The sequence below is a fragment of the Snodgrassella sp. ESL0253 genome (assembly GCF_013344965.1).
In the GTDB taxonomy this organism is placed as follows: Bacteria; Pseudomonadota; Gammaproteobacteria; order Burkholderiales; family Neisseriaceae; genus Snodgrassella; species Snodgrassella alvi_B.
In genome coordinates this window covers 196,999-216,349 of the sequence record NZ_JAAEDQ010000001.1, presented here as the reverse complement: position 1 = coordinate 216,349, position 19,351 = coordinate 196,999, and the positions used below count along the sequence as shown (strand labels likewise).

At 42.5% G+C, this 19,351-nt stretch carries 17 protein-coding genes; 7 read left to right on the top strand and 10 right to left on the bottom strand.

Annotation, left to right across the window (positions count from 1 at the left end; translation table 11 throughout):
• Positions 1–635 precede the first annotated feature (635 nt).
• From GYX26_RS00915 to hslO, 5 genes are all read left to right on the top strand, one after another.
• Positions 636–1,880, top strand: coding sequence for an arginine deiminase (locus tag GYX26_RS00915; protein ID WP_174827673.1), 1,245 nt, complete (start codon positions 636–638; stop codon positions 1,878–1,880).
• A 22-nt stretch (positions 1,881–1,902) separates the two neighbouring features.
• Complete coding sequence (locus GYX26_RS00910; RefSeq protein ID WP_174827672.1) at positions 1,903–2,910, top strand: ornithine carbamoyltransferase; 1,008 nt, start codon at positions 1,903–1,905, stop codon at positions 2,908–2,910.
• A 22-nt stretch (positions 2,911–2,932) separates the two neighbouring features.
• Positions 2,933–3,868, top strand: coding sequence for a carbamate kinase (arcC, locus tag GYX26_RS00905; protein ID WP_174827671.1), 936 nt, complete (start codon positions 2,933–2,935; stop codon positions 3,866–3,868).
• A gap of 62 nt (positions 3,869–3,930) precedes the next feature.
• Positions 3,931–5,403, top strand: coding sequence for a YfcC family protein (locus GYX26_RS00900; protein WP_174827670.1), 1,473 nt, complete (start codon positions 3,931–3,933; stop codon positions 5,401–5,403).
• A gap of 1,072 nt (positions 5,404–6,475) precedes the next feature.
• Positions 6,476–7,390: an Hsp33 family molecular chaperone HslO gene (hslO, locus tag GYX26_RS00895; RefSeq protein WP_174827819.1), complete on the top strand. Its 915-nt coding sequence runs from the start codon at positions 6,476–6,478 to the stop codon at positions 7,388–7,390.
• A 230-nt stretch (positions 7,391–7,620) separates the two neighbouring features.
• Here hslO and GYX26_RS00890 read toward each other — a convergent pair whose 3' ends face one another.
• The 8 genes from GYX26_RS00890 to GYX26_RS00855 all read right to left on the bottom strand — a co-directional run bounded on the left by GYX26_RS00890 (position 7,621) and on the right by GYX26_RS00855 (position 13,202).
• Positions 7,621–7,917 (bottom strand): hypothetical protein, encoded by a 297-nt coding sequence (locus tag GYX26_RS00890; RefSeq protein WP_174827550.1) that lies wholly within the window; start codon positions 7,915–7,917, stop codon positions 7,621–7,623.
• A complete protein-coding gene (locus GYX26_RS11625) occupies positions 7,862–8,119 on the bottom strand; it encodes a tlde1 domain-containing protein (protein ID WP_370520826.1) in 258 nt (85 codons plus the stop codon). Before GYX26_RS11625 ends, GYX26_RS00890 begins: the two co-directional genes overlap by 56 nt.
• Positions 8,120–8,736: 617 nt before the next feature.
• Positions 8,737–10,059 (bottom strand): aminopeptidase P N-terminal domain-containing protein, encoded by a 1,323-nt coding sequence (locus GYX26_RS00880; RefSeq protein WP_174827669.1) that lies wholly within the window; start codon positions 10,057–10,059, stop codon positions 8,737–8,739.
• 2 nt (positions 10,060–10,061) lie between these two features.
• Positions 10,062–10,469, bottom strand: a complete 408-nt coding sequence (locus GYX26_RS00875) for a VanZ family protein (protein ID WP_238791194.1) — start codon at positions 10,467–10,469, stop codon at positions 10,062–10,064.
• On the bottom strand, positions 10,442–10,651 hold the full coding sequence (locus GYX26_RS00870) for a dioxygenase (RefSeq protein ID WP_100089344.1): 210 nt from the start codon (positions 10,649–10,651) through the stop codon (positions 10,442–10,444). Before GYX26_RS00870 ends, GYX26_RS00875 begins: the two co-directional genes overlap by 28 nt.
• A 71-nt stretch (positions 10,652–10,722) precedes the next feature.
• Positions 10,723–11,451 (bottom strand): YebC/PmpR family DNA-binding transcriptional regulator, encoded by a 729-nt coding sequence (locus tag GYX26_RS00865; RefSeq protein WP_174827668.1) that lies wholly within the window; start codon positions 11,449–11,451, stop codon positions 10,723–10,725.
• 169 nt (positions 11,452–11,620) lie between these two features.
• Entirely contained in the window at positions 11,621–12,097 is a 477-nt protein-coding gene (locus GYX26_RS00860) for a low molecular weight protein-tyrosine-phosphatase (RefSeq protein WP_174827667.1), read from the bottom strand.
• 1 nt (position 12,098) lies between these two features.
• The gene (locus tag GYX26_RS00855) at positions 12,099–13,202 is read right to left on the bottom strand and encodes a conjugal transfer protein (RefSeq protein WP_174827666.1); all 1,104 of its coding nucleotides are present in this window, start codon (positions 13,200–13,202) and stop codon (positions 12,099–12,101) included.
• A gap of 214 nt (positions 13,203–13,416) precedes the next feature.
• Between GYX26_RS00855 and htpG the strand changes: the two genes are divergently transcribed.
• Positions 13,417–15,315: a molecular chaperone HtpG gene (gene htpG, locus GYX26_RS00850; protein WP_174827665.1), complete on the top strand. Its 1,899-nt coding sequence runs from the start codon at positions 13,417–13,419 to the stop codon at positions 15,313–15,315.
• Between the two features lie 456 nt (positions 15,316–15,771).
• Complete coding sequence (locus GYX26_RS00845) at positions 15,772–16,185, top strand: DUF2628 domain-containing protein (protein ID WP_174827664.1); 414 nt, start codon at positions 15,772–15,774, stop codon at positions 16,183–16,185.
• A gap of 396 nt (positions 16,186–16,581) precedes the next feature.
• On the opposite strand, the gene GYX26_RS00840 is transcribed toward GYX26_RS00845, so the two are convergent.
• Together GYX26_RS00840 and kynU are read right to left on the bottom strand one after the other, a co-directional pair.
• Positions 16,582–17,961, bottom strand: a complete 1,380-nt coding sequence (locus GYX26_RS00840) for an amino acid permease (RefSeq protein ID WP_174827663.1) — start codon at positions 17,959–17,961, stop codon at positions 16,582–16,584.
• 80 nt (positions 17,962–18,041) lie between these two features.
• A complete protein-coding gene (gene kynU / locus GYX26_RS00835) occupies positions 18,042–19,292 on the bottom strand; it encodes a kynureninase (protein ID WP_174827662.1) in 1,251 nt (416 codons plus the stop codon).
• Positions 19,293–19,351: the final 59 nt, after the last annotated feature.

Genomic DNA, 19,351 nt, shown 5'->3' with positions numbered 1-19,351 from the left:
TATATATGCCTCATTGTTAGTACAGCAATTGCATAGAAAATTATGTATCTTGTTCAAATAATTTATATTTTATTGGTATCATATTGCTTAATTCCTTATGAGGATGCTTGGTGCTATATATTGTTAACTGTTTTATGCTTTTTGCATTTTAAAGGTTAACAAAAAGATATACATTATGTACTCCTGATTAATCTATTTGGTTAAATCACTTAATATAGCTACGTTAGTTTAGGGTTGTCAGTTTATTTGCTCCTGTACTTTTAATTTCTGAAAACTGGCTGTTTTATCATTTCTGCAATGTATAAATACCTCTTTCGTATTGGCCGCAAAAGCTTTTGACAGGTATGTCAGCTTCGGCTTTTTCTGATATTGATACTGTTTGATGTTCTGCTGGTTTTGTCACTTCATGCTTCCCTTTTTGTTTAATGATAGAGAATTTTGAAGAATTTTGCAGGACTTTTTTCAGCTTAATTTACATTTAAAATCTGATTCTATTAATCATGGATTGTTTGAAACAAAATTTCAAAATATATTAAAGATAGATAATTAAAAAAATTTAATTTCAATACAAAAAAGTCATAATAGTTCTGAATTCAGTATCTACATGTTAAATAATGTATTGAGGAGTTTTGATAATGTCAGGAAATTTCGGTGTTAATTCAGAGTGCGGTAAATTACGCAGTGTCATGGTGTGTCGCCCTAATTTAGCCCATAACAGATTGACCCCAACTAATTGCCATGATCTTTTGTTTGATGATGTGATTTGGGTTGAAAAAGCTCAACGTGATCATGATAACTTTGTGAAAATAATGAAAGATCGTGGTGTTCATGTCATTGATGCCAATATTGCGTTAAGTGAAGTATTACAAAATAAAGAACATAGAAACTGGATTCTTGATCGTCTTTTTATTCCTCAAAACATTGGGGCTCATATGCTAAGTGATGTGCGTGCCTGGTTAAATGAGCTTGCTGCTGAAGATTTATCTGCGTTTTTATTCGGTGGTATTACAAAATCAGATTTACCTTTTAAGACAAGTAGTGATTTGATGTTTAATTATATGAGCGATGATGATTTTTTAATTGCTCCTACGCCAAATGCTCTTTTCCAACGTGATCCAAGTTGCTGGATCTATGGCGGTGTCAGTTTAAATCCGATGTATTGGCCTGCACGTCGTCCAGAAACATTAATCATGCGCGCAATCTATAAATTTAATCCTTATTTTGCAGGTAAGACCAAAATCTGGTGGGGCGATACGGATGAAAGTTCAGGAACATTATCGGTAGAGGGGGGAGATGTCATGCCGATAGGAAACGGCATCGTTTTGCTTGGTATGGGCGAACGCACTAACCCGCAAATGGTATCTCAATTAGCTAAAAGTATTTGTGGTCAAGAGGATGGAGCAACTAGGGTAATTGCATGTCAAATGCCTAAATCGCGTGCAGCAATGCATCTGGATACCGTATTTTCGATGTTAGATTATGATTTATTTTCAGTTTTTCCGGAAGTTGTCGATCAGATTAAATGCTACAGCTTATATAAAAGGAGTGCTGAAGAAGAAATCACTATTGAAGAACATAAGGGGCAACATTTTGTTGATGTTGTTGCCGAAGCAATGGGCAAGGTAACAGGTTCGCAAGTTACCCGTATTCAAACTGGCGGGAATAGTTTCCAAGCTCAAAGAGAGCAATGGGACGATGCTAATAATGTAATTATGCTGGATAGACGGGTTTGTATTGCTTATGACCGTGATATTTATACAAATAAGATAATGCGTGATCACGGTGTAGAGGTATTAGAAGTGGATGCAGGTGAATTGGGACGTGGGCGTGGCGGCGGTCATTGTATGACTTGTCCAATTATCCGTGACTCAATCATTTAAATTTAAATAAAGGAAATTCATTATGGCTTTCAATTTAAAAAATCGTAATTTACTTAGTTTGGTTCATCATACTGAACGAGAAATTAATTATTTAATTGATTTGGCTCGTGATCTTAAAAGAGCTAAGTATACAGGTACTGAACAACAGTTACTGAAAGGTAAAAATATTGCTTTAATTTTTGAGAAAACTTCTACCAGAACACGTTGTGCTTTTGAGGTGGCCGCTCATGATCAGGGCGCCAATGTAACTTATATTGGTTCAAGTGGTTCACAGATTGGCCATAAAGAAAGTATGAAAGATACTGCCCGTGTGTTAGGACGTATGTATGACGGGATTGAATATCGTGGTTATAAGCAATCTGTTGTGCAGGAACTTGCTGATTATGCCGGTGTTCCTGTATGGAATGGTTTAACCGATGAATTCCACCCAACGCAAATGCTTGCCGATGTATTAACGATGTTGGAATATTCTAATGGCAAACCAATAAATGAGATTAAATATGCATATGTTGGTGACGCGCGCAATAATATGGGTAATTCATTGTTGTTAATCGGGGCGAAGTTAGGGATGGATGTTCGTATTTCCGGCCCGAAATCATTGTTGCCTGAGCCTGAGTTAGTAGCAATGTGTGAAAGATTTGCAGAGGAAAGTGGTGCTCGTATTACGGTTACTGATGATGTCAAAAAAGCAGTAAAAGGTGTGGATTTTATTCATACGGATGTTTGGGTTTCTATGGGTGAACCTATTGAGTCTTGGGGGGAACGTATTGATGCATTAACTCCCTATCAGGTTAATAAAGAATTAATTGCGGCTACAGGTAATCCGCGAGTTAAGTTCATGCACTGTTTACCGGCTTTTCATAATTCAGAAACGAAAGTTGGTAAGGAAGTTGCCGAACAATATCCCCAATTTAAAAATGGGATTGAAGTTACAGAGGATGTATTTGAGTCTCCTATTAACATTGCGTTCGAACAAGCAGAAAACAGGATGCATACCATTAAAGCAGTTATTGTATCCAGCTTGATTTAAAATAAAAACGATTGGAATTAAAATGAGAATTGTCATTGCTTTAGGTGGTAATGCGCTCTTACGCAGAGGAGAGCCTTTAACGGTTGAGAATCAACGCCAGAATACTAAAATTGCTTGCCAGCAAATTGCTAAGGTTTACCCGGGAAATGAGTTGGTTATTGCGCATGGCAATGGTCCGCAAGTGGGATTAATTGCATTGCAATCTTTGTCATATACTGATGTTCCTTCATATCCTTTAGATGTTTTAGGGGCAGAATCTATTGGGATGATTGGTTATATGATTATGCAGGAATTAGGTAATCTGCTTCCTCTCGAGACTCCATTGGCAACGTTATTATCTCAAGTGGAAGTTGATAAAAACGATCCGGCATTTATGAATCCAACTAAGCCTATTGGTCCTGTTTACACAAAAGAAGAGGCTGAAAAGCTGGCAAAAGAAAAAAATTGGAGTATTGCTCCTGATAACGATCAATACAGGCGTGTTGTTCCTAGCCCGATTCCTAAACGTATTTTTGAAATTAGGCCGGTTAAGTGGTTATTAGAAAAAGGTACTGTGGTTATTTGTGCTGGAGGTGGTGGTATACCGACATTTTATGACGATGATGGTACTTTAAAAGGAGTAGAAGCGGTAATAGATAAGGATCTTTGTTCGGCGGTGTTAGCAAAGCAGGTTGCGGCTGATATTTTTATTATTGCAACGGATGTATCTGCAACTTTTGTTAATTGGGGCAAACCAAATCAACATGCGATTAAGGAGGCACATCCGGATACGTTAGAGAAAATGGGCTTTGCCGCCGGTTCTATGGGGCCAAAAGTACAGGCTGCCATAAATTTTGCACGAGAAAATCCGGGAAAATCAGCAGTCATCGGGTCTTTGGCTGATATTGATGATATTGTTAAAGGTATTGCTGGTACGAAGATTAATACATCGTTTTCTACTGAGCTAACATACTATTAACTAAAGCAAATTAGGTATCGTATTGAATGAATGCGGTACCTTTTTTTTAAGGATTCGTTATTATGCAATCTGAAAAAAATACTCAATCAAAAGAAAAGAAAAAATCCTTATCAGCATTTAGTATTTTATTTATTATTCTGACTTTGCTATGGATTATTTCTAAATTATTATCTGGTCATTCATTTACTCCGGTCACTCTCCCTGAAAGTTCAGAAGTAGTCTCTACTGTTATTTCTCCATCACTTAGTAATCTGGTGATGGCTCCGTTCAAATCTTTTCAAAATTCAATCAATATAGCGGTATTTATTCTTGTTTTGGGCGGTTTTATCAATGTGGCGATGAAAACAAATTCTTTAGAAGCTGGTATTTCTGCATTGGTGCGGAAATTAAAAGGAAAAGAATTGGTGCTTATCCCGCTGCTGATGTTTTTGTTTTCTGTTGGCGGAACTGTATATGGCATGGCTGAAGAAACTATTGCATTTTATGTTCTTATCACTGCAACTTTAGTTGCCGCTGGCTTTGACACTTTGATTGCAGTGGGAGTTATTCTCTTAGGAGCAGGAGCGGGGGTATTGGGATCAACGGTAAATCCTTTCGCTACTGGTGTGGCTGGTGATGCATTGAAGGGTGTTGGCTATAATCCGAATCAGGGAACCATAATTACGGTAGGAACAGCCCTCTGGCTGTCAACGCTTGCTTTTTGTATATGGTATGTGATGAGGTATGCCAAAAGGATTAAAAAGGATAAAACAGTTACATTATTGTCCCAACAAGAACAAACGGAAATGAATTTGTATTTTAATACGGAAAATACAGAACATCTTAGATTCGGACGGCGTGAAAAAAATATTTTAATTCTGTTTGCATTCACTTTTATTGTAATGATAATTTCATTGATACCTTGGGGAGAGTTCAATATAACCGTTTTTAATGATTGGACGTCATTTTTGACTGGCAGTAACTTCGGAGACTGGACCTTTGGTGATTTAGCCATGTGGTTTTTGCTGATGTCAGTAGTCATTGGTATTGCGGCAAAAATGTCAGAAAAAGAAATTGTTGATAATTTTATTGCGGGAGCTTGTGATATTTTATCTGTAGTGTTGATTATTGTTGTTGCTCGTTCTATTTCGGTATTAATGGGGGAAACACATTTTGATCTATTTATTTTAGATAAAGCCCAAAACCTGTTAACAGGGTTGTCGCCAGTTATTTTTGTTCCTGTAGCCTACTTGATTTATTTAGGTCTGTCTTTCTTGATTCCTTCAACATCTGCTCTGGCCTTTGTTTCTATACCAATTCTGGGGCCGCTGACGGCTAAGTTAGGGATGGATCCTAATATTATGATTATGATTTTTGTGGCTGGTAGTGGTTTGGTAAATTTGATTACGCCAACGTCTGGTGTTGTTATGGGTGGCTTGCAATTATCTAAGGTAAATTACAGTACTTGGTTAAAATTTATGGGGCGTCCAATTGCTGTTATATTGATTATGAATATAATTATTTTGACTGTATCGATGATGTTATTAACTAAATAGTTGTTGAATTTATGTTGGCTATTTTTCTTCTGCCCCCACTAATCTTTAGCAGATTATAGGGGGCATGGTTATTATGAGCTAAATTAAGAACCAAGCTCTGGGAAGTGGCCTCTTTTATGCAGGATAAGTTTAATCTGAGAAATTTAACGGTATTTTTTATTTAGATTAGAATAAAAAATAATTGCACCCGTAGCTCAGTTGGATAGAGTATCTGGCTACGAGCCAGAGGGTCGGGCGTTCGCATCGCTCCGGGTAATTTGTATTTATTAGCTTATATCATAAGCTAGTTTTAAAATTTTGAGTTGGGTTTGATTTTATATCAAAATTTTGTAATTAAATTCGTTAAATAATTTGTTATTGCATTTTCAAAGTAGTTCATTAGCTGTCATTACTGAAATAGTATAACTATGATTTCTCTTTCTGGTGTGGCAATACGTTGGCACACAATAAAATTAATATGTGGATGTTTTTAAATTCCGCAGCCGGCAGGTTGCCTAATGATGGATGCAACCATTTGTGTATGTACTAATGAGCATAAATAGCAAAGGTTTGTAGCAATTTTTGAACTGGCATAAAATTTTCGCCTTTGGCAAATTTCGCTCTGACTGTTTTAATTTTTGCATGCACTACTGCATTATCATATGAGCATGCTTTTTTACTCGGGGAGCCGCGTTGAATAGTCAATGCGCTGCATGCTTATTTGGTAATTGATTATCACGCTTCTTTTCTCTATTAAAATGAAATAAATTTAATGATGATAGTAGTTGCTTAATCTGGTTTTGAGTGTAACCAGTTTTAAAGAATATAACTGTTTCTATCATTATTATTAATGATATGGTACTAGTGAAAGCTATAACTTTAAAGTTATATTTTATTAATATTTATTTTTTATCAAGTGTGTGAGCAGTTGCTGTGTTTTGATATCCCTGTGTATCGCTTTCTATTTATACAGCTCTTATATTTCGTATGCTGAACTGATTGGGGTTTTCAGGTTTTGGTTTGGCGATAATCTGACTTGATTTTTTTGGCCGGTGCGGCCATATTGGCTGATTATTTTGCTGGGATGGTAATGATGACAGAAAGTAAGATGGCTAAGGCAGATCAGTTGACGCGTTTTATGTTTGATGATTGTCCGGTGCGTGGTCTGCATGTGAATTTGCAGCAGGTATGGCGGCATGTGGCGCAGAATAAGGCTTATCCAAAGGCGATTCATCAGGCTTTGGGGGAGCTGACGGTAGCGGCGGTGTTGCTGGCCAGTAATTTGAAGTTTGATGGTAATCTGATTGTGCAGGTGCAAGGTAAGGGGGTGTTGAAAATGCTGGTGGCGGAAGCTACGTCAGCAGCAACCTGCCGGGCAACTGCGCGCTGGGATGAGTCTGCGGTAATTGATGAGAATATGAGGCTAGTGGATTTGCTGGGTGAGGGCGGCATGTTTGTGCTGACGTTGCAACCGGCTCAGGGTGAGTCATGGCAGGGGGTGGTGGAACTGGCCGGTGACAGTATTGCGCAGATGCTGATGAATTATATGGCGCGCTCGGAACAACTGGCGACTCATATTACGCTGGCGGCAGATGATGAGCATGCCAGTGGATTGTTGCTGCAAAGATTGCCAGAACAGGATATCGAGGAAGATAGCTGGACGGAATTGTCTGCGCTGGCTGGTACGCTTACCGGGGATGAGTTGTTGCAACTGGATGCTGAGACTTTGCTGTACCGGCTGTTTCATGAACATGAGGTAAGGCTGTTTGCGCCGCAGGATGTGGAATTTGCCTGTACCTGTTCCCGTGCCAAGGTGGGTGATATGCTGCTGTTGCTGGGCGGACAGGAGGTAGGTGAAGCGGTAGTGGAGCAGGGCAGTATTGAGGTGAATTGTGATTTCTGTTATGCGCGCTATGTGTTTGATGAGGCTGATGTGAATGCTCTCTTTGGCAGTGATGTTGTGGCAACGGCACAGCAGGAGCTGGCGGCGCGGCAGTTGAATCATTAGTACTGAGTTTGCAACAGAAAGCAGCCGGCGGGATTCGCTGGCTGCTTTTTTTGCAGGCAATCAATTCAAATAATAGCTTTATATTATTTTTGATAAAGGTCTGTATGCAGGTAGCGAAAATCAATTACGTCATTTTTTCCAAAGCCATACTTGATATTATTGGTATAGGTTGTAAAAGAATTAATTGTATTTATCTTATCCTGAAAAGAGGCTTTACCTGATTGTCAAAATTAACTTAGTTTTCTGATGAGGTAGAAAATAATAAGGGTACATAATAAGGGAACACCAAAAATAACCCATAATCCAGATGGATTAAATTCACCATCAGCCAATGCGATTCCAGTTATATTTAGTAAATCATCTATGAGAAATGATAATTTTTCTATGAGTTGCCAAACAGGATGGACGAAAAATACTATTCCCTGACATATTATGTAAATAACTATGAATAATGCAATAGAATGAAAGCGACTATTTGATTCTGCAGTTTGCATAATTGGTGTTTCCTCTAATGACAATTTGTTCATATGCTTGAACGCCATCTTTGACTTTAACTTTTTTTGTAGAAAGAAGTGCCCTTCTAAGCATTTGAAACTGCGAATATTGGCGAAATGTTATACAACCCCATGATTCACCGGAACCATTTGGGCGTAATGGATGTAGCCTAAATCCGCCTCTTTCAACGTCATTAACAAAAAGGTGATTACTCATCGTTAGATTGTTATACAGCCCAAACTATTCACTGTGGTCTGTTCCATTTATATAATCTTTTATGAAAGTCTGTACACGATTAGCAAAGCTACCCTCAGGACGCGGGACTATCCCATAAGTTCCAGAAGGAAGGGCTGCCTTATTCTTAAATGCACATTCTGCAATATTTGTTGTTGGATTTACGCCCGAAAAGACGTCAAATACTCCTATCCCGAAACATATTTAATTTAATAGATTTACCATCTGCCGTAACGTTATTTTAATCCATAGCATACTGAATCATCGATTATCCTTTTGTCATTTATAACGGTTATTGCTTGATCATGTTTATCCATCTATGGCCAGTACGTGATATATATATTTGTTATATATAAAAATATAACTATTTCTATCACTATTGTTAATGATATTATATTATTGAAAATCGTAATTTCAAAATGATATATGGTGTAATTGTTTCTTTTTTATCTATCAGCTAACGTGAGTGCTTTATTTGGCAGTGATGTTGTGGCAACGGCACAGCAGAAGCTGGCAGCGCGGCAGTTGAATCATTAAGTACTGAGTTTGCAACAGAAAGCAGCCAGCGGAATTCGCTGGCTGCTTTTTTGCTGTCTGATTGTGGTAATGCTGCTGTTTTAATGCTGCATTAATGTTTCTATCTCTGTGGTGGTTTTGGGCACGGAGGCGGTAAGGACTTCGTTGCCTGTTTCGGTAACGAGTACGTTGTCTTCTATGCGGATACCGATGTTATGAAATGCTGCTGGTATGTCATCGGCAGCGCTGATATACAAGCCGGGTTCGATTGTGGTTACCATGCCGGGCTGTAACAGGATAGGCTGTTCGTTTTCATCAAAACGGCCGCCAACATCATGGACATCCAGACCGAGCCAGTGGCCGAGGCCATGCATGTAAAAGCGTCGGTAGGCTTTAGTTTCGATATTTTGTTCAAGGCTGCCATGCAGTATACGCAAATCTATGAGCCCCTGAGTAAGCATGCTGATGGCTGTGGCACTGATAGTTTGCCAGTTGGCTTGTTTGACGGTAGCGGCAATGCTGGCCTGATTAGTGGCCAGTACGATGTCGTAAATATCTTTTTGCGCGCTATTGAAGCGGCCGCTGATGGGGAAGGTACGGCTGATGTCGCCTGCATACATCTGGTATTCGGCACCAGCATCTATCATGAGTAGTTCGTTGTGCTGAAGCTGGCAGTTATTGCTGACGTAATGCAGGCAGCAGGCATTTTTGCCACTGGCGACGATGCTGTTATAGGCAGGGTAGCGTGCTCCGCGCTGCATGAATTCGTGCAGGATTTCGGCTTCTATCTGATATTCATATTGTCCCGAGCGGGTGGTCTGCATGGCGCGGATATGCGCTTGTGCACTGATTTCGGCGGCTGTGCGCATTAATGCCTGCTCATGCTGGTCTTTAATGAGACGCATTGGGTCGAGTATGGTGGCAAGATTGACCATGCTGTCTGGTGCGAGGGTGCTGCCATTGGCGCTGCGATAGTTAGCGATGCGGGCAACTTCGTACCATAATTCGATTAGTTTCGGGTCGTTTTCTGGATACAAACCCCATAGGGCAAAAAGGCGCCGATGTCCGGGCAGGGCATTTCTGAGGTAAGTCGGCCATTGGCTGATGTCGTCGGTGGCATCGAAAGCAAATATTTCTCGTGCTGCTGTGTGGCCATAGCGAAAGCCATTCCAGATTTCTTGTTTGGGGTCTTTATTCCGGCACAGCAAGGTGGCGCTGTGTTCTCGGCCATTTAGTATCAGTGCGGCGCCGGTTTCGGGAAAGCCGGTCAGGTAATGAAAATAGCTGTCCTGCCGAAAAGGGTATTCTGTATCGTTGCTGCGGCGCTGTTCTGGTGCGGCAAAAAGAATGGCAATGCCATCTTCGCCGATTTGTTCCAGTACTTGCTGACGACGTTGCTGATAAACGGTAATGTCGATATCCATTGTTAGTATTTCTCCCTGCTGCTGTTGCGGCGAGCAGTTTGTATTTGTTGAGCCAGCCACAGTGCCAGTGCTGCACCGATGAGGTCGGCAATGGCATCCATTATATCCCCTTCACGAGTGGTGAATAGTGCCTGAATGGTTTCGCTGGCTGCTGCCCAGATGATTGCTGTTATGATAAACAGGCGTTGTGGTATGGTGATGTTGGCACTGAAGTAGGCTTTGGCCAGTAACCAGAACTGACCGAAAAACAGGCCGAAGTGGCAGATTTTGTCGAACTGGGGAATGGGTACCGGATTGCTGCTGGCTTTGAAAAACAGAAAGTAGATGCTGGCGATAAACCAGCAGGTGGCCAGTAACAGCCATTTGTTAAGGTAGGCAATTTTCATTGAGGGTTGGTTTCGTTCAGCCATTGCTGGCACAGGGAAGCCAGACGGATAAATTTGCTGCCACGCTGCTGGAAGAGTTGCTGCCATTGCTGCACTGTCTGTGTATCCGGTGCTTGATCAAGGCTGCATTCGTTTAACCAGAAATCGAGAACTTCGGCACATTCTCCGGCTGAAGCTGTTTGGAAAAGTTGGGTTGTGGCTTGCATGAATCTGTAGGTACTAATGGTTGTGGGGCGGTGAATAATAAAAAACGGACTGGATTGCAGTCCGTTTTGTTTTATTCAGTTTCCAGTACGGCGGTGGTGTACACGTTCTGGACATCATCCAGGTCTTCGAGTGCATCCAGAAGTCGCTGCATTTTTTCTGCTTCGGCTCCTGCCAGTACGGTTTCGTTGACTGGGCGCATGGTTACTTCGCCATCTGCGGCATGAAAGCCGGCAGCTTCGAGTGCTTCTTTGATGCTGCTGTACTGATAGGGCTCGGTGATGACTTCTTTGGAGCCGTCTTCCTGAATGATGACGTCTTCGGCACCTGCTTCCAGTGCGGCTTCCATTAAGCTGTCTTCGTCTACATCCGGGCTGAAAAGCAGATAGCCCTGATGGGTAAACTGGAATGCTACGGAACCATCGGTGCCCAGATTACCGCCATGTTTGGTGAATGCGTGGCGTACGTCGGCCACGGTACGGGTTTTGTTATCGGTGAGGCAGTCTACCATGACTGCTGCGCCGCCGATGCCGTAGCCTTCGTAACGCAGTTCTACATATTCAACGCCTTCAAGATTGCCTGTGCCTTTGTCTATTGCACGCTGAATATTGTCTTTGGGCATATTGGCATCGGTGGCTTTATCCATGGCCAGACGCAGGCGCGGGTTGGCGTTTGGATCACCGCCTCCGAGTCTGGCGGCAATGGTAATTTCTTTAATCAGGCGGGTGAATATTTTGCCGCGTTTGGCGTCCTGACGTCCTTTACGATGCTGGATATTGGCCCACTTGCTGTGTCCTGCCATTTTGAAATCCTTGTTTTTGTGATGATTTTATGCGTTAAAACAAAGCCAAAGCTTGGGGCTTTGGCAGGTTGGAACGCCATCAAATAATTGAAATATGGTATTAATTTTACCATATTGCTTTTTTATTGAGTAGGTTGCTATCTTGTATAAATTGGGTGGGTAATCTGGGCTATTTTGTACGGTTGTTTTGCCAGTGGTTTAGCCAGGCGATGCAGCCGGCGTGGACGATGGTGTAGGTTTCGCTGAAATTGCCGCTGAAATAGGGGTCGGGTACGTAATCGTATTCGCTGTCTGGCAGTAAATCGGTAATTTTATAGACTTTGTCTGGGCGATTGCTGCCAAAAATCCGGGATAAATCTTGCAGATTTTTGTCGTCCATGGCGATGATATGGTCGTAGATGGCGATGTCTTCCGGCTTTACTTCGCTGCTTTGGAAGCCATTGGTGTTGATGTTGTGCGCATGCAGAATGTCTTTACTGCCTTGATGCATGTCTTCGCCGTTGTGCCAGCCGGAAGTACCTGCGCTGGCAATTTCAATCTGTTGACTCAGGCCTTTTTGGGCTATCAGATCACGCAGAACATATTCAGCCATGGGTGAGCGGCAGATGTTACCCAGACAGACAAACAGGACTTTGGTGACAGACATGTTAGTGACTCCGTGGAAAAAGGGGATTGTGCCCTATCATGTTGATAGACTGGGCATAACTGGGAAGTTGCGCCTGTGTGCTGATGGGTTCGTGCAGCAGGCGGATATTTTCAACTTGGCATTCGGCCAGTAAATCAATGAAATTTTGTACGATGCTGTCGATATTATCAGCCTGAGTGAGCGGCCAGTGGAAAATTTGTGGCTGTAGTTCGAATGCGCTGTCGGTAGCGTTAAAGCCAAACAGAATTTTTCCACCTTCCTGTGCTGCGATGACGACGCCTACGCGCGGACTTTGTAGGCGTATGGCGCGTATGGCGTTGGTGGTGAATACATCGCAGGCCATGCGCAAACGCATGGTATTACCTGAACGTAGGGCATTCAGGGGCGATTGTGGAGAAAGCGGGTTGATGAATAAGGTGGCACCGGCGGTAGCCAGATGGGTTTGCCAGACTTGCATCAGGGGCAGGGCGGTATCGGCCAGATTGCAGTTCAGGGCAGGCTGAATGTCTGTGCTGGCAAAACCCAGGGCGTAGAAAACCTGTACTGATTGCCCGCTTTCTACCAGTAGCGGTGAATGTGGTAACTGGCTGAGGAAGTTAGCGGCCACTTGTGGGTTTTGTTTGGCTGCAAACCACTGGCTGGCCTTGATATGGGTTAAGGTGGTGTCGTTGATGAGATAGTCTGCCCAGTGAATGTTATTCCAGGCTTCAGCCCAGGGCTGGTTTTTAAAGGTTTCGGCGATGGCGGTTGCGGGAATGGTTTCGGGCAGGCGGATATTTTCTTTGGCACCACCTACTACTATGACAGGTAAAGCCAGCCACTGTACTTCTGTCTGGTTGTGTGCCTGTAATACTGTTTCCATGGTGTTCCACAGGATATTGTAAATATCGCTATTGGCAGCCATGGCCAGTGCTACTGAGAGGTTGGTGTAATTATTTTGTGCCAGCATCCGGGTGATTTCTGCTTGCAGGCTTTCTCTGGCGAGGGTGGTTTGGGCTTTTGATGTAGGCGTTACCAGACTGGCTGCATGCAGTAACAGCTCGTTTTTAACGTGGTCGGTAGGATAGGCACGTGTATCTGGCAGGCAGTGATGTGTGGTATTCATAATGTTGAGTCAATTTTAGTAGACTTGTGTAAATGTGCTATTGTAGCAAATTAGTTTTGGCGGAAATGCAGATGCTGATATCTGGCTGTATTTATTTGCTTGCTGGTGTAAGTGGGCAAGCTGGTAATTTGGGCAACAGGCTGGCTTGAAACTGGATTGTGCTGCCCTTATTTTGAATCTACAACAATTATTTTTAGGTATTTTGAGAAAGATTATGAAACAGACACACAGTTTCCAGACTGAAGTAAAACAGTTGTTACAGTTGATGATTCATTCTTTATACAGTAATAAAGAGATTTTTTTGCGTGAGCTGATTTCCAATGCGGCAGATGCTTGCGACAAATTACGCTTTGAGTCATTGAATGATGCTTCTTTGCTTGGGGATGATACGGAATTCAGAATTACTGTTACTGCGGATGCGGAGGCTAAAACGATTACGGTATCTGATAATGGTATTGGTATGAATGAAGCAGATGTGATTGAACATCTGGGTACGATTGCCAAATCTGGTACTAAAGCATTTCTGGAAAAGCTGACGGGTGATGATAAGAAAGATGCCAATCTGATTGGTCAGTTTGGGGTAGGCTTTTATTCTGCATTTATTGTAGCAGACAGGGTAACTGTTGAAAGCCGTAAGGCTGGTGTGGCTGAAAATGAGGCGGTGCGCTGGGTGAGCGCCGGTGATGGTGAGTTTACTGTTGAATCCATCAGCAAGGCTGCGCGTGGTACGGATGTGATTCTGCATCTGAAAGAAGACGAAAAGGATTTGTTGTCTGACTGGACGTTACGCCGGATTGTGACTACTTACAGTGACCATATTTCTGTGCCGATTTATATGAAAAAGGCGCCGGAATATGATGAGGAAGGTAATGTAAAACCTTCAGATGAGCTGGAAGTGGTTAATCAGGCTCAGGCTTTATGGCAACGGCCGAAAAATGAAATTACTGCTGAGCAGTATCAGACTTTTTATCGTCATGTATCGCATGATTATGATGATGCTCTGGCGTGGACGCATTTTCGTGTGGAAGGCCGGCATGAATATACGGGATTGCTGTATGTGCCTAAACATGCGCCGTTTGATTTGTATGAACGTGAACCCAAGCACGGGGTGCAGCTGTATGTAAAACGTGTGTTCATTATGGACGATGCGAAAAAGCTGATGCCTTCCTATCTGCGTTTTATCCGCGGGGTAATTGATAGCAGTGATTTACCGCTGAATGTATCACGTGAAATTTTGCAGGAAAGCCGTGATCTGGATGCTATTCGTGCTGGTAGTGTGAAAAAGGTATTGTCTTTACTGGAAGACCTGAAGAAAAACCAGCCGGAGAAATACACTGAATTCTGGCAGGTATTTGGCAATACGCTGAAAGAGGGTATTGCTGAGGATTATAATAATAAAGATAAAATTGCTGGCTTATGCCGTTTTGCCTCTACGCATAATGATAGCAGCGAGCAGAATGTGACGCTGGCTGATTATATTGGTCGCATGAAAGAAGGGCAGGAAAAAATTTATTATATTACTGCCGATAGTTATGCTGCTGCCAAGAATAGCCCGCATCTGGAAATTTTCCTGAAAAAAGGTGTTGAGGTATTACTGCTGACTGACCGTGTGGATGAATGGGTGGTAAACAGTCTGCCGGAATTTGATGGTAAAGCTTTGGTGAGTGTGGCCAAGGGCTCACTTGATTTGGGTAATCTGGCCGATGAGGAAGAAAAAGCGGCACAGGCTAAAACTGAAGAAGACAATAAAGACTTGGTTGAGCAGGTTAAAGCAGCTCTGGGTGATAAAGTAGATGCTGTGCGTGCAACAGCGCGGTTAACTGAAAGTCCGGCCTGTCTGGTGGTTGGTGAGCATGATATGAGCCAGCATCTGGCGCGCATGCTGGAAGCTTCTGGCGCGGCCGGACAGATTCCGCACACCAAGCCAACGCTGGAAATTAATCCGGAACATCCGCTGATTAAGAAAATTGCAGGGGAACAGGATGAAACTCAGCGCAATGAGCTGGCTGAGCTGGTATACGATCAGGCGCTGCTGGCAGAAGGTGGCAAACTGGAAAATCCGGCTGCATTTGTAAAACGCATGAATCATTTATTACTAACATTAAATCAGTAAAGCTGTTTATACGGTTTATAAAGGCTGTCTCGTCTGAGGCAGCTTTTTTATTGCTGTTTGAATAGTTGTTTTATTTGATGTGACTTATGGCAATGTGGCATAAGGTAGATAGATTCAATTATTTATTTTGCTGTAATGATAATTTCTTTCCGATATGCTTTGTTTGACAAGAAAAAAATTAATACATTCAAAAATATAAGTAGCAGTATGAGATTACATACTATTTTTATCGCTCAGATAGGTTAGTTCAACACGGGTTTATGGTTTTAGAAGCTGTTTTATAAAATAAAATGTAAAGAAAATTTTGATTAAATTATTTTAATATATTTATATTAATAAAATAGGTTAAAATAATAAATTGCGTTAAAAATTCGGATTTGATTTTTAAAAATATTATTTTTTGTTAAATATAATATTAGGATTTCTTTTTTTAAGTTGTATATTAAAAGGTCATTTATGGATAACAGTACGGAAAAAAAATATGATTTTTCCAGCATGGATCTTAAGCCAGTATGGCAGTTCAGATTCGAGTTTTTTGAAGAGAATGGTTTACCAAAATTAAAACCAACTGCTCAATACAAAGAAAATTTTAAAAAATTGCCGTTTTGGTCGCGCGCGAAGATAGGAGGGAATCTCTGGTCATTCTTTTTTGGTCCCTTATATTTTTTATGTCTGGGTATGTGGCGTAAAGCAATATCATTAATAATTTTCTTAACTTTAATTGATCTGATTTTTACAATATGCAATTTACCTGATAGAGGAATAGGAGCCATTAATGCAGTGATGTGTGCACAGTTGGCCAATCCGGCCTATTATTTACATAGAGTAAAAAAATCCAAATCTTTTAATATATTTGAGGGATTATTTTAACAGCTTAAGCAATATTTTATTGATAACGGCTATTTATCGTATTCTTGGGAATGCGTTATTTAGCCGTTTTATTTATTGTCTATTTTGAAAATATGAGTTTTGTTGACGATATTCATGAAGAAATCAAAGGTTTATACTAACAGTTTTGTACTGGCAGATTGTGCAGCATAGGTATAATTAGTTAATTAGATTACGCAAATTGTATAAAATAGATTGTAGTATATCTTTCATGTTGTTGATTGAATTTTTGGTTCGATCTCAGACAATATTTGCCACTGCTAAATAAGCTGCAATTTATATTTGTTACGGTTAAATCCTGATATGGAAGTATGAAATAGCAGCTTCATGGCTGTTACTATTGAAGCTGCTATTGTATGCGATTAAGCATGGGCTTATTTATTTGCCTGTGCTTTTTTTATGATATGCCTGAATAATATACATCAGAATTAGAAATGCCAGAAAAGGAATGCCAAATAATAGGGTGGCATGGAATATTGGTGTAAACCAGGTAGTAATCATGATACTGATGATGGCCATCAGGCCGGCTAGGGTGATAAATGGAAATCCTGGAACCCGGAATTTAAGTGTTTTTTGCTGCTGCCGCATGCGGATGCGAAAACACAGATGCGTTAGAAACACTGCGCCCCAGCTAAACAGTGCCCCAAACATGGACAGGGCTATCATGATGGGAAAGGCGGTTTCTGGATTAAACACATATACCAGTGCTGCCACAGCAATGCCTGCAGAAGACAAAGCCAGTGCATTGAGTGGTACGCCGTTGCCTTTTACTTTGCCAAATATTTGTGGTGCTTCGTGGGCACGGGACAGGCTGAACATCATGCGGGTGGCGATGTAGAGCATGCTGTTCATGGCAGAAAGTGCGGCTACAATGACAATAAAGTTAAGTATGCTGTCGGCAAAGGGTATCCCCACGTTTTGCATCACGGTAACAAATGGGCTGGTGCTATTTTCTTGAATCAGCTCGCGCCACGGCACCAGCATGACAATCAGGCTGAGTGCCAGCAGGTAAAATATCAGTAGTCGTGCCAGTGTGCCCTTGAATGCTGTTTTTACTGCCTGTTCGGGATTGGTGGCTTCGCCTGCGGCTATGGCAATCATTTCGATACCCAGATAGCTAAATATGGAAATGATGACGCCAGTCCAGATACCGGAAAATCCATGCGGGGCAAAACCGCCGCTAAATAGATTATGCTCAATCCTGCTGATACTGCCCTGTGACAGTAATACGCTTACCGCCAGCACAATGAATACCATAATGGCGAAAATCTTGATGGTGGAAAACCAGTACTCTACTGAACCGAATGCTTTGACACTATAGGCATTGACGCCAATCAGGCTACAGGAAAACAGGGCAATCCATATCCATGAGTTTACCTGCGGAAACCAGAATTTCATGTATTCGGCAATGGCGGTGACTTCTGTGCCTACGGCCAGTACGATACACGCCCAGTAGCTGTAACGCACCAGAAAGCCGGCCATTGGGTGTAGATAGAATTCTGCATAGGCACCAAAAGAACCGGAAGTAGGGTGTTGTACGGTCATTTCTGCCAGACATCCCATCAGCGCCAGTGCAATCAGCCCACCCAACGCATAGCTGATTATCACGGCCGGACCGGCAAAACCAATAGCAAATTTGCTGCCCAGAAACAGCCCTGTACCAATTGCACCGCCAATGGCAATCATACTCATCTGGCTGGCAGACAGTTTTTTGTGTAACCCCGTTTCCCGCGACTGTATTCGCTCGAAATTACCCATCGTTTTTCCTTATGATGAGAAGCACAAGCCGAGCAGAATACTTATGCCCGGCCTGTAACTGTTTGAGTTGAAAATGCAAATCAGGTTACCTGTCCGCGCGTATGAAACTGGGGTTGTGCCCATTCCTGATTGAGCAAAACCTGTTTCAGGTGTTGCACAGCCTGCCAGATATCGACGTGGCTCAGGTATAGCGGGGTTACGCCCAGACGGATAACTTCGGGTTCGCGGTAGTCACCTATCACGCCGCGGGCAATCAGTGCCTGAACGATGGCATAACCATGTGGATGGCGCAGGCTGACGTGGCTGCCACGCTGTGCATGCTCACGTGGGGTAATCAGGGTGAGGTCAAAGCCGGCACATTCCTGTTCGGTTAGCGCAATCAGTAAGTCGGTTAGTTGCAGGGATTTGCGCCGCAGAGCATGCATATCGGTCTGTAAAAAGATATCTATACCGCTTTCTATCAGACTCATGGAGACAATCGGCTGTGTGCCGCATAAATAGCGGCGTATGTTGTCGGCAGGCGTGTAGTTTACGGCCATGTCGAAGGGTTTTGCATGTCCCCACCAGCCAGAAAGGGGCTGGCTGAATGCAGTCTGGTAGCGTTCATGTACCCACAACATGGCTGGTGCGCCGGGGCCACCATTCAGGTATTTATAGGTACAGCCAATGGCAAAATCGCTGTTACTGCCATTTAAGTCAATAGGTACGGCACCAATTGAGTGACACAGGTCCCAGATGAGCAATGCGCCATGGGCGTGTACCAGTTCGTTGGTTGCAGCCATATCATGCAGGTAGCCGGTGCGGTAGTTGACATGCGAAAGCACTACCACGGCGGTGTGCTGGTTGATGCTGGTAGCCAGATCAGCAGGTGTGTCGATTAAATGAAGCTGATAACCCTGATTAATCAGAGCCATAAAGCCTTCAATCATGTAAATATCGGTGGGAAAAGAATCGCGTTCGGCAATAATAACTTTACGGCTGTTATCATTATTCTGCTGAATGTGTATCGCAGCAGCCAGAACTTTAAACAGGTTGAGGCTGGTGGTATCGGTAACCACGGTTTCATTTTCCTGTGCCCCAATCAGCCGGCCGATTTTGTTGCCCAGCCGCACGGGTAAATCCCACCAGCCGGCCTTGTTCCAACTATTAATCAGGTCTGTGCCCCATTGCTGATTAATCACAGCCTGTGCGCGCTCTGCTGCCTGTTTGGGTTTGGCGCCCAGGGAGTTACCATCCAGATAAATGATGCCTTGTGGCAGTTCAAACTGGTTTTTGAGTGATGCCAGAGTGTCGGCGGCATCCCATTGCTGACATTGTTCTAGTGTAATCATTTTGCGCAGGTTGAGTTTGAAAAATGAATAGTGTACAGAATAGTTGCTTGACATGGCGA